11 protein-coding genes are annotated in these 14,325 nt (G+C 69.7%); 4 read left to right on the top strand and 7 right to left on the bottom strand.

Going from position 1 to position 14,325, the window contains the following annotated elements; translation table 11 throughout:
* Positions 1-4: 4 nt before the first annotated feature.
* The gene (locus AC3A6X_RS10775; protein WP_487842168.1) at positions 5-3,220 is read right to left on the bottom strand and encodes an efflux RND transporter permease subunit; all 3,216 of its coding nucleotides are present in this window, start codon (positions 3,218-3,220) and stop codon (positions 5-7) included.
* A gap of 61 nt (positions 3,221-3,281) precedes the next feature.
* On the opposite strand from AC3A6X_RS10775, the gene AC3A6X_RS10770 reads away from it, so the two are divergent.
* From AC3A6X_RS10770 to AC3A6X_RS10755, 4 genes are all read left to right on the top strand, one after another.
* Complete coding sequence (locus AC3A6X_RS10770) at positions 3,282-3,830, top strand: gluconokinase (RefSeq protein ID WP_487842167.1); 549 nt, start codon at positions 3,282-3,284, stop codon at positions 3,828-3,830.
* Positions 3,831-3,901: 71 nt separating this feature from the next.
* Positions 3,902-5,071 carry an acyl-CoA dehydrogenase family protein gene (locus tag AC3A6X_RS10765; RefSeq protein ID WP_487842166.1) on the top strand — a complete coding sequence of 390 codons (1,170 nt, stop codon included), beginning with the start codon at positions 3,902-3,904 and terminating at the stop codon, positions 5,069-5,071.
* 2 nt (positions 5,072-5,073) lie between these two features.
* Positions 5,074-6,747, top strand: a complete 1,674-nt coding sequence (locus AC3A6X_RS10760) for an acyl-CoA carboxylase subunit beta (RefSeq protein ID WP_487842165.1) — start codon at positions 5,074-5,076, stop codon at positions 6,745-6,747.
* Entirely contained in the window at positions 6,744-8,717 is a 1,974-nt protein-coding gene (locus tag AC3A6X_RS10755; RefSeq protein WP_487842164.1) for an acetyl/propionyl/methylcrotonyl-CoA carboxylase subunit alpha, read from the top strand. The genes AC3A6X_RS10760 and AC3A6X_RS10755 overlap by 4 nt, the downstream gene beginning before the upstream one ends.
* Positions 8,718-8,729: 12 nt before the next feature.
* On the opposite strand, the gene AC3A6X_RS10750 is transcribed toward AC3A6X_RS10755, so the two are convergent.
* The 6 genes from AC3A6X_RS10750 to AC3A6X_RS10725 form a co-directional block, all read right to left on the bottom strand.
* Positions 8,730-10,073 carry an adenylate/guanylate cyclase domain-containing protein gene (locus tag AC3A6X_RS10750; RefSeq protein WP_487842163.1) on the bottom strand — a complete coding sequence of 448 codons (1,344 nt, stop codon included), beginning with the start codon at positions 10,071-10,073 and terminating at the stop codon, positions 8,730-8,732.
* Between the two features lie 90 nt (positions 10,074-10,163).
* The gene (locus AC3A6X_RS10745) at positions 10,164-10,541 is read right to left on the bottom strand and encodes a TfoX/Sxy family protein (RefSeq protein ID WP_487842162.1); all 378 of its coding nucleotides are present in this window, start codon (positions 10,539-10,541) and stop codon (positions 10,164-10,166) included.
* Between the two features lie 25 nt (positions 10,542-10,566).
* Positions 10,567-11,424, bottom strand: a complete 858-nt coding sequence (gene fghA / locus AC3A6X_RS10740; RefSeq protein ID WP_487842161.1) for an S-formylglutathione hydrolase — start codon at positions 11,422-11,424, stop codon at positions 10,567-10,569.
* Positions 11,421-12,332 (bottom strand): alpha/beta fold hydrolase, encoded by a 912-nt coding sequence (locus AC3A6X_RS10735; RefSeq protein WP_487842160.1) that lies wholly within the window; start codon positions 12,330-12,332, stop codon positions 11,421-11,423. The genes fghA and AC3A6X_RS10735 overlap by 4 nt, the downstream gene beginning before the upstream one ends.
* Before the next feature lie 13 nt (positions 12,333-12,345).
* Complete coding sequence (locus AC3A6X_RS10730) at positions 12,346-13,452, bottom strand: S-(hydroxymethyl)glutathione dehydrogenase/class III alcohol dehydrogenase (RefSeq protein ID WP_487842159.1); 1,107 nt, start codon at positions 13,450-13,452, stop codon at positions 12,346-12,348.
* Between the two features lie 35 nt (positions 13,453-13,487).
* The gene (locus AC3A6X_RS10725; RefSeq protein WP_487842429.1) at positions 13,488-14,324 is read right to left on the bottom strand and encodes an amidohydrolase family protein; all 837 of its coding nucleotides are present in this window, start codon (positions 14,322-14,324) and stop codon (positions 13,488-13,490) included.
* Between the last annotated feature and the right edge of the window lies 1 nt (position 14,325).

Below are 14,325 nucleotides of genomic sequence, written 5' to 3'. Positions count from 1 at the left end.
GGTCTCAACTCTCCTGGGGCGCGGCGCCCTGCAACGGCGGCGCGTTGGCTTCGGCTTCGCGCGCCGCCTTGCGATGGGCCAGGCGGCTGTGGATGCCGGCATACACGGCCGGCACGAAGAACAGGGTGGACACGGTCGCGAACAGCAGGCCGCCGATCACGGCGCGGCCCAGTGGGGCGTTCTGCTCGGCGCCTTCGCCCAGGCCCAGCGCCATCGGGATCATGCCGATGATCATCGCCAGCGCCGTCATCAGCACCGGCCGGATGCGGGTGGCGCCGGCTTCCAGCGCGGCCGACAGCGGCGGCACGCCGGCCGCCAGCCGCTCGCGCGCGAAGGCGATCAGCAGGATGCTGTTGGCCGTGGCCACGCCCATGGTCATGATCGCGCCGGTCAGCGCCGGCACGCTCAGCGTGGTGCCGGTGAGGAACAGCATCCAGGCGATGCCGGCCAGCGCAGCGGGCAGGGCGGTGATGATGATCGCGGCGTCCAGCCAGGACTGGAAGGTGACCACGATCAGCAGGTACACCAGCACCACCGCCATCGCCAGACCGATGCCCAGCCCGAGGAAGGAGGACTGCATGGTCTCCACCTGGCCGCGGATGGTGACCTGGCTGCCGCGCGAGAGCTTGGGCCGGATCTCGTCGACGAGCTTCTTGACCTCTTTCGCGACGCTGGCGAGGTCGGTGCCCTGTACGCTGACGTACACGTCGACCACCGGCGCGATGTTGTAGCGCGACACCACGGAGGGCATTCGCGCGGCCTGCGCCTCCACCAGGTTGCCCAGCAGCTGCGGCGGCCCGGCGCTTGCGCCAGAGGCGCCCACCGGGATGTTGAGCAGCGCGTCGAGCGAGTCGACCTTGTACTGCGGCGTCTGCACCGCGACGTTGTAGACCACGCCGTTCTGCGGATTGAGCCAGAAGGCCGGCGCCGTCTGCGAGCTGCCCGACAGCGCGATGAGCACGTTCTGGCCCACGTTCTGCGCCGTGAGCCCGACCTGCTGCAGCCGCGTGCGGTCCATCTGCAGGCTGAGGCTGGGTGCGTCCATGCGCTGGTGCACGTGCGCATCGACCGCGCCGGGGATCTTGCGGATGGCCTTGACCAGCTCCGCGGCGCGCTGCGAATTGCCCGCCAGGTCGTTGCCGCTGAACTGCACGTCGATGGCCGCGGGCAGGCCGAAGTTGAGGATCTGCGTGACGATGTCCGCCGGCTGGAAGAAGAACTCGATGCCGGGGAAGCGCTTCGGCAGCTCTGCGCGCAGCAGCGAGACGAATTCGTCCGTGGGCCGGTGCCCGTCGCGCAGCGAGAGCAGGATCTCGCCGTCCAGCGTGCCGATGGTGCCGGCGTTGCTGTAGGAGAGGTTGATGCCGCTGTTGGGCACGCCCAGGTTGTCGAGGATGGTCTCGAGCTGGTCCTTCGGCACCAGCTCGCGGATCGCCGCCTCCACCTCGTCGGCCAGCCGCGCCGTCTCCTCGATGCGGGTGCCGGTGGGTGCGCGCATGTGCAGGCGGATCTGGCCGGCATCCACGCTGGGGAAGAAATCGCGGCCCAGCACCGGGTACAGCAGGCAGGACAAGAGGCAGAAGCCGAGGAAGAGCGCGATGAAGGGCCCGCGCCTGGACAGCAGCGCCGACAGCACCAGCGTGTAGGCGCGCCGCACGCGCTCGAAGCGCCGGTCGAAGCTGCGGTAGACCCGCTGCAGCAGGCTGGGCTTCGCATTGCCGGCGGTGGCGCCGTGGGCCGGCACGCGGCCCATGAGCAGCATGACCAGCGTCGGCACCAGCGTGCGCGACAGGATGTAGGAGGCCAGCATCGCGAACACCACCGCCTCGGCCAGCGGCACGAACAGGAAGCGCGCCACGCCCGAGAGGAAGAACATCGGCACGAACACGATGCAGATGCACAGCGTGGAGACGAAGGCGGCCGTCCCGATCTCGCCGGCGCCCACCATGATCGCCTCGCTGAGCGGCGTGCCCATGTGCAGGTGGCGCTCGATGTTCTCGATGGTCACGATCGCCTGGTCGACCAGGATGCCGACCGACAGCGCGAGCCCGCCCAGCGTCATCAGGTTGAGCGTCTCGCCCAGCGCGTAGAGTGCCAGGATCGAGGTGAGGATCGACAGCGGGATGGTCGCCGCGATGATCAGCGTGCTGCGCCAGTTGCCCAGGAAGATCAGCACCATCGCGGCCGTGAGCAGGGCGGCGATGATGGCCTCGAGCACCACGCCTTGCACCGCCGCCTTGACGAAGAGCGACTGGTCGAACAGCGGCGTGACCTTGATGTCCGCCGGCATGCCCTGCTGCGCCACCGGCAGCATGGCGCGCAGGTTGGAGACGATGTCCAGCGTGGAGGCGGCGCCGTTCTTGATCACCGACAGCAGCACGCCGCGCACGCCGTCCTGCCGCACGATGTTGGTCTGCGGCTGGAAGCCGTCGCGCACATAGGCCACGTCGCGCACGTAGGTGGTGGCGCCGCCCGCGGTGCGCACCGGCAGGTCGTTGAGGCCGGCCAGCACTTCCGGCGAGCCGTTCATTCGCACGCTGTACTCGGTGGCCCCGAACTTGGCGGTGCCCGAGGGCAGGATCAGGTTCTGCGCGTTGACTGCGTTCACCACGTCGGCCGGCGAGAGCCCGCGCGCCTGCAGCGCCTGGGTGTCGAGGTCCACCGAGATCACCCGGTTCTTGCCGCCGTAGGGGAAGGGGATGGCCACGCCGGGGATGGTGATGAGCTGCGGCCGCAGCTGGTTGATGGCCGAATCGAAGAGCGCGTTCTCCGGCCGCTCGCTGCTCGACAGCGCCAGCTGGATCACCGGGATGCTGGAGGCCGAGTACTTGATCACCAGCGGCGGCGTGATGCCCGGCGGCAGCTGGCGCACCTGGGTCTGAACCGAGGCGACGGTCTGGGCGATCGCGGTCTCGATGTTGGCCGTGGGCTGGAAGAAGATCTTGATCACGCTCACGCCGGCCAGCGACTGCGATTCGATGTGCTCGATGTCGCTCACCGTGGTGGTGAGGCCGCGCTCGGTCTGGCCGGCGATGCGCTGCCCCATCTCCTGGGCCGGCAGGCCGCCGTAGTTCCAGATGATGCTCAGCACCGGAATGTTGATGTCCGGGAAGATGTCGGTGGCCATGCGCGCCAGCACGAAAGGCGTGGCCAGCACGATCAGCATCGCCATCACGATGAAGGTGTAGGGTCGGCGCAGCGCCAGCGAAACCATGGACACGGCTTGTTACTTCCCGCGAGAAGGGCGCATCATAAGTAGAGATGGCAAGACAATAGTCCCAATGACCGAGCTTTACTTTTCTTCATCGCACAACCCTCCCCGCTGGCTTGTGGTGATGGGCGTTTCGGGCTGCGGCAAGTCCAGCCTGGGGGCCGCGCTGGTCCGCGAGTTGGGCCTGCCGCTGATCGAGGGCGACGACTTCCACCCGCCCGAAAACGTGAGCAAGATGCGCGCCGGCATCGCGCTCACCGACGCCGATCGGGCCGGCTGGCTGGACACCCTGGCGTCCACGCTCGCGGCGCATCCGCAGGGTGCGGTGCTGACCTGTTCGGCGCTCAAGCGCGGCTACCGCGAGCGGCTGCGAGCCGCGGTGCCGGAGTTGCGCTTCGTCTTCATGGAGCTGTCGCGCGAGGAGGCCGAGCGCCGGGTCGCCGGGCGCGGGGGCCACTTCTTCTCGGCCACCCTGGTCGCCGACCAGTTCGCCACCCTCGAGTCGCCGGTCGGAGAGGTGGGGGTGCTGGCGGTGGATGCGACCGCGCCGCCTGCTGAACAGGTGAGCCGGGCCCGGACCTGGTTGGACCAGGGAGCCGCGGCCGGTCCGGCGCCATAGCCAGTTCCCGCAAGCCCGCGGGTGCGGCGGCGGGCTAAGGTGGTGGCCCCGACGCCGCCCATGCCCCACTCATGCTCGATGCCCCACCGCCCGGCCATTACTTCCGCACCGAGCACCAGCAGTTCCGGGCTGCCTTGCGCGAATTCGTCGCGCGCGAGATCACGCCGCACGTCCATGACTGGGACGAGGCCGGCAGCTTCCCGCGCGAGCTCTACCGCCGCGCCGCCGCGCTGGGCGTCCAGGGCCTGGGCGTGCCCGAGGCCTACGGCGGCACGCCGGCCGACGTCTTCTTCAAGATCGTCGTCGCCGAGGAGCTGGCCCGCTGCGGCAGCGGCGGGCTTCAGGCCTCGCTGGGCTCGCACACCATCGGCCTGCCGCCGGTGGTCGAGGCGGGCAGCGAGGCGCTGAAGCGGCGGGTGATCCCGCCGGTGCTGGCGGGCGAAGCCATCATCGCGCTCGCCATCACCGAACCCGGCGGCGGCTCGGACGTCGCGAGCCTCGCGACAACGGCGATGCGCGAGGGCGATCACTATGTGGTCAACGGCGAGAAGACTTTCATCACCTCGGGCATGCGCGCCGACTTCATCACCACGGCGGTGCGCACCGATCCCGCGAACAAGGGCGCCGGCGGGGTCTCGCTGCTGCTGGTCGACGGCGACACGCCGGGTCTCGCGCGCACCGAGCTCAAGAAGATGGGCTGGTGGGCCTCGGACACCGCGCACCTGCGCTTCGAGAACTGCCGGGTGCCGGCCGACCGGCTGCTGGGCGCCGAAGGGCAGGGCTTCCCGATCATCATGAAGAACTTCAACACCGAGCGCCTCGTGATGTCGGCCCTGGCCTGCAGCTTCGCCGAAGTCTGCTTCGAGGAGGCGCTGGACTGGGCGCGGCAGCGCAGGACCTTCGGCCGGCCGCTGTCGGAGCGCCAGGTGATCCGCCACAAGCTGGTCGACATGGTGGCGCGCATCGATGCGGCCCGCTGCCTGCTCTACGACCTGGCCTGGCGCATCGAGCACCGCGCCGCCGAGCCGGCCCAACTGGTCGCCCGCATCTGCATGCTGAAGGTGGTGGCCACGCAGGCCATGCAGTTCTGTGCCGACCAGGCGGTGCAGATCCTCGGCGGCATGGGCTTCATGCGCGGCACGAAGAGCGAGCGCATCTACAGGGAGGTCAAGGTGATGATGATCGGCGGCGGGTCGGAGGAAATCATGAAGGACCTGGCCGCGCGCCAGTTGGGGATCTAGGCATGGCGGCGATCGAGTCGACCCTGTCCCCGAACGGCGAGGCGTTCCAGGCCAACCGCGCCGGCATGCTCGCGCTGATCGAGCGCCTCCGCGCCATCGAGGCGCGCACCGTGCAGGCCTCCGCAGCCTCGCGCGAGCGCTTCGAGAAGCGCGGGCAGCTGTTGCCGCGCGAGCGGCTGGCGCTGCTGCTCGACGCGGGCGCGCCCTTTCTCGAGCTGTCCACGCTGGCGGGCTTCGGCATGGACCACTCCGACCTGGAGAAGAGCGTGCCGGGCGGTGGCGTGATCTCGGGCATCGGCCAGGTCTCGGGCATCCGTTGCATGGTCAGCGTTTCCGACTCCGGCATCGACGCGGGCGCGCTGCAGCCCATGGGCCTGGACAAGCAGCTGCGCATCCAGGAGCTGGCGCTGGAGAACCGCCTGCCCTTCGTGCAGCTGGTCGAGAGCGCCGGCGCCAACCTGATGGCCTACCGCGTCGAGGACTTCGTGCGCGGCGGCAACATCTTCCGCAACCTCGCGCGCCTGTCGGCTGCCGGCCTGCCGGTGCTGACCGTGACGCACGGCTCTTCCACCGCGGGCGGCGCCTACCAGACGGGGCTGTCGGACCACATCGTGATGGTGCGCGACCGCACCCGTGCCTTCCTCGCCGGCCCGCCGCTGCTGAAGGCGGCCACCGGCGAGATCGCGAGCGAGGAGGAACTGGGCGGCGCCGCGATGCACACCTCGGTCTCGGGCCTGGGCGACTACCTGGCCGAGGACGACCGCGATGCGCTGCGCATCGCGCGCGAGATCCTGGCCGGCATCGACTGGAACCGCGACCTGCCGCAGGAGCCGCAGGGCCGCCCCCAAGGCGAATACCGCAGCCGAAGGCGAAGGTACTCGAAGGAGGCGTGCAACTTCGAGCCCCCGCGCCACGACGCCGAGGAACTGCTGGGGATCATGCCGATGGACCCCAAGCGTCCGGTCGACATGCGGCAGGTGATCGCGCGCATCGCCGACGGCTCCGAGTTCCTCGCCTTCGGCCAGGACTACGGTCCGGCCACCGTCTGCGGCACCGCGAAGATCGAGGGCTGGCCGCTGGGCATCGTCACCAACAACGGCCCGATCGACGTGGCCGGCGCGAACAAGGCCACGCACTTCATCCAGGCCTGCTGCCAGGTGCGCACCCCCATCCTCTACCTGCAGAACACGACCGGGTACATGGTGGGGCGCGCCTACGAAGAGGCCGGGATGATCAAGCATGGCTCGAAGATGATCCAGGCCGTGACCAATGCCACCGTGCCGCAGTTCACGATCCATTGCGGCGCCTCCTTCGGCGCCGGCAATTACGGCATGTGCGGGCGCGGCTTCCACCCGCGCTTCTGCTTCTCCTGGCCCAACGCGAAGACGGCGGTGATGGGCGGCGAGCAGGCGGCGCGCACCATGGCCATCGTCACCGAGGCCGCCATGCGGCGCAAGGGCGAGGTGGACCACGCCAAGCTCGAGGCGCTGCAGCGGCAGATCATCGATCGCTTCGAGCGCCAGATGAGCGTGTTCAGCACCAGCGCGCTGCTGCTCGACGATGGTGTGATCGACCCGCGCGACACCCGCGCCGTGCTGGCGCAGCTGATGTCGATCTGCCGCGATGCGGAGGCGAAGGTGCCGCAGCCCATGCAGTTTTCGGTGGCGCGGCCATGACGTCTGCTACGCCATTTCACAAGATCCTCGTCGCCAATCGCGGCGAGATCGCGCTGCGCGTGATGCGCACGGCGCGCGCGCTCGGCTATCGCACGGTGGCGGTGTACTCCACGGCCGATGCCGGTGCGCTGCACGTCGCGCAGGCCGACCAGGCGGTCTGCATCGGCGAGCCGCTGCCGGCGCAGTCGTACCTGTGCATCCCGGCGATCATCGAGGCGGCCCGGCGCACCGGTGCCGATGCCGTGCACCCGGGCTATGGCTTCCTGGCCGAGAACGAGGCGTTCGCGCGCGCCTGCCGCGAAGCAGGGCTGGTGTTCATCGGCCCCTCGCCACAGGCCATCGCCGCGATGGGCGACAAGGCCGGCGCCAAGCGCCGGATGAGCGAGGCCGGCGTGCCCTGCATCCCGGGCTACCAGGGCGAGGACCAGGGCGAGGAGCGGCTGCGCACCGAGGCCGGGCGCATCGGCTATCCGGTGATGATCAAGGCCAGCGCGGGCGGCGGCGGCCGCGGCATGCGGCTCGCGTCGTCCGACGATGAATTCGCCGAGCTGCTCAGGAGCGCCAAATCCGAGGCGCGCGGCGCCTTCGGCGACGACACCGTGATCCTGGAGCGCGCCATCGCGGCGCCGCGCCACATCGAGATCCAGGTCTTCGCCGACCGGCAAGGCAACGCCATCCACCTGGGCGAGCGCGACTGCTCGGTGCAGCGCCGCCACCAGAAGCTGATCGAGGAGGCGCCCTCGCCGGCGGTCACGCCCGAGCTGCGCGAGCGCATGGGCGCCGCGGCGCTGGCCGCTGTGAAGGCCATCGGCTACGAGGGTGCGGGCACGCTGGAGTTCCTGCTCGATGCCGAGGGCCGGTTCTACTTCATGGAGATGAACACGCGGCTGCAGGTCGAGCATCCGGTGACCGAGGCGATCACCGGCCTCGACCTGGTGGAACTGCAGTTGCGCATCGCCGCGGGCGAGGCGCTTGCGCTCACGCAGGCGCAGGTCCGCTTCGACGGCCATGCCATCGAGCTGCGGCTGTGCGCCGAGGATGCGGGGCAGGGCTTCATGCCGCAGAGCGGCACGCTGGCGCTGTGGCAGCCGCCCGAGGGATTGCGCGTCGAGCATGCGCTGCGTTCCGGCGTGGAGATTCCGCCCTGGTACGACTCGATGATCGGCAAGCTGATCGCCCATGGGCGCACGCGCGAAGAGGCGCGCCGCCGCCTGTTGCACGGGCTGGAGGCGCTGGTGGCGCTCGGCGTGACGACCAACCAGCTCTTCCTGGGCCGCTGCCTGGCGCATCCTGCCTTCGCCGCGGGCGAGGCCACCACCGCTTTCATTGCGCAGCATGCCGATGCCTTGCTGGCGCCGGATGACGCGGCGCACCTGCGTGCGGCGGCCGTGGCGGCTGTGCTGCTGCACGAGACGGCGGGCGAGCGCATGCGGCGGCCGGGCGGCCGCGCGCTGACGCACTCGCTGGCGATCCCGCTGCGCTTCGACGTGGACGGCCGGCGTCATGCGGGCCGGCTGCAGCTGCGCGAGCAACAGCGCTTCGATGTCGACATCGACGGGAATGCCGTCGAGTTGGCGATGGTCCGGCTCGACGGCGATCGGGCGCGCCTGGTCTGCGACGGCGTGTTGGAGAGCGCGGTGTTCCACCGCGAAGGCGCGCGCTTGCTGCTGCACTATCGCGGCCGGCCTTTCGCGATCGACGACCAGGCGCGCTCCGCGGGCGTGCGCCCGGGCGAGGGCGGCGGCGACGGCAAGCTGCGTGCCTCGATGAACGGGCGCGTGGTCGCGGTGCTGGTCGCGGTCGGCGACCGTGTGCAGGCGGGGCAGCCCATGGTCACGCTGGAGGCGATGAAGATGGAGCACATCCATGCGGCGCCTGCGGCGGGCAGGGTGGGCGCGCTGTATGTCACCGTGGGCGAGCAGGTGGCGGCCCATCGGGTGGTCGCCGAGATCGAGGTGGCCGCGTCCTAGCGCCCTAGCGCCCTAGCGCCCAGTGTCCGCGGCGTAGAGATGCCATTGGCCCGGGACGCCCTTGAGCGCATGCGAGCCGCGATCCTGAAAGCTCATCCCGGAACCCGCCACCAAGTCCTTGACCGTGCTCGACACCAGCACTTCGCCGGGACTGGCATGGCCCGCGACGCGCGCGCCGATGTGCACGGCAATGCCGCCGATCTTGGCGCCCATCACCTCGCATTCGCCGGTGTGCACGCCGGCGCGTATCTCCAGGCCCAGCAGGCGGGCTTCGCCGCCGATGGCCGCGGCGCAGCGGATGGCGCGCGCCGGGCCGTCGAAGGCCGCGAAGAAGCCGTCGCCCGCCGTGTCGATCTCGCGCCCCCGGAAGCGCTCCAGCTGGCGGCGGGCGACGCTGTAGTAGCTGTCGAGCAGCCGGTGCCAGCGCGCATCGCCGAGCTGGGCGGCGCGCTCGGTCGAGCCGGCGATGTCGGCGAAGAGGATCGTCGCCAGCACACGGTCTGATTCGTCCGCGTGCCGCTCTCCGGTGAGGAATTCCTCGATCTGGTCGAGGTAGGCGTCCGCGTCGCCGGTCCAGAAGAAGTGGTCCGTGCCTGGGAGCTCCGCATAGTGGGCGCCCGGGATTTGGCGTGCGAGATAGCGCGCGTGCTCGACCGACACCAGGCGATCCTGGCGGCGATGGAGGATCAGGGTCGGAACACGGACGGCGGACAGGATCGAACGGGTGTCGATCTCGTAGGCCATGCGCATCATGGCCACTGCTGCGCCCGGGCTGGAGGCCCGTCGCTGGAGGCGCGCCCACGATTCGCGCGCGGCGGCATCGGCCACGAGCGAGGGCGCGAAGGCGCCCAGCAGCACGCCCTTGCCCCAGCCCTGTTCCAACTTGTCGAGCATCTTGCGCCATACCTCGGGTCCGGCGCCGAATGGGTAGTCGGACGCCCAGGCGACGCGCGCGAAGGTGCCGATGATCACCATGGCGCTGATGCGATCCGGGTAGGTGGCGGCAAAAAGAAGACTCAGGGCGCCACCTTCCGAGACCCCCACGAGCGCGGCTCGCTGCGACCCCGCGGCATCCATCACCGCGCGCACGTCGTCCATGCGTTGTTCGAGCGTCGGCAGGTGCTCGACGGGCACTGGATCGGACATGCCCGTCCCCCGCTTGTCGAACAGGATGAGGCGCGCGAACGATGCCAGGCGCGTATAGAAGTGGGCAAGCCGGGGATCCTCCCAGCAATACTCGACGCTCGAAATAAAGCCGGGAATGAACACCAGGTCGAACGGTCCACGGCCGACGACCTGGTACGCGATGTGATAGTCCCCGCTCTTCGCGTAGCGGGTTTCCGGCGCGTCGCTCATGATTTCTCCAGCGTTGCCGACCCAGAGACTTTCAGATGCGGGCCATCCGATCACGGACGGCCGACAGGTAGCCATTATCTGGCACCCCTCTCAGCGCGCCTTGCCTTTTCCCTTCTTCTGCGCGGCAGGGCGCCGTGCGCGCTTGGGCGTTCCCGAGCGCAAGGCCGCCTCCCAGGCCATCCGGCCCCAACGACCCGCCTCCTCCCGATCCTCGAAGATCTCTTCCGGCGCCTGGCGGTAGGACATCTCCGTCCGCCGCCCCTCGCGCTCGTAGCCGAAGGCGGCCAGCCCGCGCTTCTCGAATTCGGCCAGCGTCTGGGCGTCGGCCTTGAGGTAGAGCGTGTCGCTGGCCACCAGCGCGAACATGCGTCCATCGTGGTAGATGCCGTGGCCGCCGAACATGCGGCGCGTCTCGATGCGGCCCATGCGCTCGAACACCTCGTGCAGGCTCTGGACGAACTGGCTCATCGAGTGCGGCCGGGCGAGGCCAGCCTCAGGGCTTGAGGCTCCGGGCGTGGTGCACCAGGTGCTCGGCCACGAAGCTCTGCACGAAGTAGTAGCCGTGGTCGTAGCCCTCGTGCCGGCGCAGCGTGAGCGCCTGGCCCACGGCGCGGCAGGCCGCCTCGAGCCGGTGCGGATGCAGCTGGTCGGCCAGGAATTTGTCGGCCAGGCCCTGGTCGATGAGGATGCCTTCCGGGTAGGGCGCGGCGGTCTGCGATTGCATCAGCGCGCTCGCATCGTGCGCCAGCCATTGCTCGCGATCCGGGCCGAGGTAACCCCCGAAGGCCTTCTCGCCCCAGGGGCACTCGGTCGGCGCGCAGATCGGCGCGAAGGCCGAGAGCGAGGCAAAGCGGCCCGGATGGCGCAGCGCCAGCGTCAGCGCGCCGTGGCCGCCCATCGAGTGGCCGAAGAGCCCCACGCGATGGACGTCGATGGGGAAATGCCCGCCCACCACCTCCAGCAGTTCGTGGACGATCCAGCTTTCCATGCGCCAGTGCGTGGCCCAGGGCGCCTGCGTGGCGTCGAGGTAGAAGCCGGCACCGACGCCGAAGTCCCAGTTGTCGCTTTCGCCGGGGACTTGCGCGCCGCGCGGACTGGTGTCGGGCGCGATCAGCGCCAGGCCCAGCTCGGCCGCCAGGCGCTGGGCGCCGGCCTTGACCATGAAGGTCTCCTCGTTGCAGGTCAGGCCTGCGAGGTACATCAGCGCCGGCACCGGGCCCTGGCGAACCTGCGGAGGCAGGAAGACCGAGAAGCGCATCGGCAGGCCGATCTCGCGTGCGTCGTGTTCGTGAAAGCCTTGGGTGCCGCCGAAGCAGCGGTGTTCGGAAAGCGTGCGGATGCCTGGGCTCATGGTCGGGAAGATGTCACCAGGTCGAGGACCGCGCGGGCGAAGTCCTGCGGTTTTTCCTGGGGCAGGTTGTGGCCCGCGCCCGGCACCACGCGGTGCTGGTGCGGGCCGGTGAAATGGCGGGCGTGCGCGGCGGTGCCGCCGATCATCATCACGCCGTCGTCGGCGCCGTCGAAGGTGATGGCGGGCACCGTGATCGGCGGCAGCGCGGCCAGCCGGCGCTCGATGTCGTCGTAGGCCGGATCGCCGGTAACCAGGCCGAAGCGGTGGCGGTAGGAGTGGATCACGACCTCGACGAAGTCGGGGTGGTCGAAGGCGGCGGCGCTGCGCTCGAAGGTGGCGTCGTCGAAGGTCCAGGTCGGCGACCAGAGCGACCACAGCAGCCGGCACAGCGCGCGCCGGTCCTGTTCGAGCCCCGCGCGGCCGCGCTCGCCGTGGAAGTAGTACTGGTACCAGTAGCGCCGCTCGTTCTCGGGCGCGAGGGGCTTCGCGGCGGCGGCGATGTCCTGGATGTTGTAGCTGTTGAGCGAGACCAGCCCGGCGCAGCGCTCGGGCCACAGCGCGGCCACGATGCAGCAGGCGCGGCCGCCCCAGTCGTAGCCCGCGAGCACGGCGCGCGGGATGGCCAGCGCATCCAGCAGCGCGAGCAGGTCGGCGCCGAAGGCGCCCTGCTGGCCGGAGCGCGGCGTCGCCGCATCGAGGAAGCGCGTGCTGCCGTAGCCGCGCATGTAGGGGACGATGACGCGGCAGCCCTTCGCCGCCAGCAGCGGCGCGACTTCGGCGTAGGCGTGGATGTCGTAGGGAAAGCCATGCATCAGCACGACCGGCGGGCCTTCGGCGGGGCCGCTCTCGTGGTAGCCGACATCGAGCACGCCGGCCCGGACCTGGCGAAGCGGTGTCATCGTCGCCATGGCTCGCCCGGCGTCAGTAGAGCACCACGCCGCGGATCGATTCGCCGCGCTTCATCAGGTCGAAGCCCTTGTTGATGTCTTCCAGCGGCATGGTGTGGGTGATCAGGTCGTCGATGTTGATCTTGTTCTCCATGTACCAGTCGACGATCTTCGGCACGTCGGTGCGCCCGCGCGCGCCGCCGAAGGCCGAGCCCTCCCACTTGCGGCCGGTCACCAGCTGGAAGGGGCGGGTGCTGATCTCGGCGCCGGCCTCGGCCACGCCGATGATGATGCTGCGGCCCCAGCCCTTGTGCGTGCATTCCAGCGCCTGGCGCATCACCTGCGTGTTGCCGATGCACTCGAAGCTGTAGTCGGCGCCGCCGTCGGTCAGCTGCACGATGGCATCGACGATGTTGGCGTGCTCCTTCGGGTTGAGGAAGTGCGTCATGCCGAACTTGCGCGCCATCGCCTCGCGCGCCGGGTTCAGATCGACGCCGATGATCTTGTCGGCGCCCACCATCTTTGCGCCCTGGATCACGTTCAGGCCGATGCCGCCCAGCCCGAACACCACCACGTTGGCACCGGCCTCCACCTTGGCGGTGAAGATGACCGCGCCGATGCCGGTGGTCACGCCGCAGCCGATGTAGCAGACCTTGTCGAAGGGCGCGTCCTCGCGGATCTTGGCCATCGAGATCTCGGGCGCCACGGTGTAGTTGCTGAAAGTGGAGGTGCCCATGTAGTGGAAGATGGGCTTGCCATCCAGGCTGAAGCGGCTGGTGGCGTCGGGCATCAGGCCCTTGCCCTGGGTGCCGCGGATCAGCTGGCAGAGGTTGGTCTTGCGCGAGAGGCAGAACTTGCACTGCCGGCATTCGGGCGTGTACAGCGGGATGACGTGGTCGCCCTTCTTGAGGGAGGTGACGCCGGGGCCGACATCGACCACGATGCCCGCGCCTTCGTGGCCGAGGATGGCCGGGAAGATGCCTTCCGGGTCAGCGCCCGAGAGGGTGTAGTAGTCGGTGTGGCAGATGCCGGTGGCCTTGATCTCGACCAGCACCTCGCCGAACTTCGGACCTTCGAGATCCACGGTTTCGATGCTGAGCGGTTGGCCTGATTGCCAGGCGACGGCGGCTTTTGTTTTCATGGGCGGGCGGAAAAGTGATGGGGTGCGGGGGCGCATCACTTTATGCCATAGAAGTCCGCCGCATTCGCACCCCGGATGCGTGCCCGATCGGCCGCGGACAACGCAGCGAGCAGCTGGTCCGACACCGCGTGCCATTGCAGATAGTCGCCGGCCAGGTTCAGCACCGGCCAGTCGCTGCCCCACATCAGGCGCTCGGGGCCGAAGTGCTGCAGCAGGTGATCGACATAGGGCCGCAGCACGGCCGCGTCCCATCCGGCGCCGGCTTCGGTGGCGAGGCCCGAGAGCTTGCAGCACACCGGAGTCTCCGCGGCGAAGCGGGCCATCTGCGTGGCCCAAGGCTCGAAGGCGCGGTGCGCGATGGCGGGCTTGGCGGCATGGTCGATCACCATGCGCAGCGAGGGATGGGCGCGTGCGAAGGCCAGCGTGGCATCGAGCTGGTGCGGCTTGATCAGGAGATCGAGGCACAGGCTTAGATCGGTCATGGTTTCGATGGCGGGCTGGAGCCGCGCGTCCATGATCCAGGCCGGGTCCGGGATGTCCTGCAGCATCGGCCGCAGGCCCTTGAGCAAGGGTTCTTGCGCGAGCCGGCGAATCCGGGCCGGCGCATCGGGCGCGGCGAGATCGGCCCAGCCCACCACCGCGCGCACCCGGCTGGCGGGCTGCCCGGCCAGGGCCAGCAGGCGCCAGGTCTCCGCCTCACTGGGCGCCGCCTGGACGAGCACGGTGCCGTCGATGCCGGCTTGGTCGAGTAGGGGAGCCAGGTCCTCGGGGCCGAAGTCGCGGTAGATCGGATGCAGTGCCGGGGTGTCCGCCAGCCAGCCGTAGTCGCGGTGCATGAGCGACCAGTAGTGCTGGTGCGCGTCGATGCGCAGG

The organism is Variovorax sp. Soil_C_12 (genome assembly GCF_057657375.1).
This window is presented reverse-complemented; position numbering and strand designations above follow the sequence as displayed.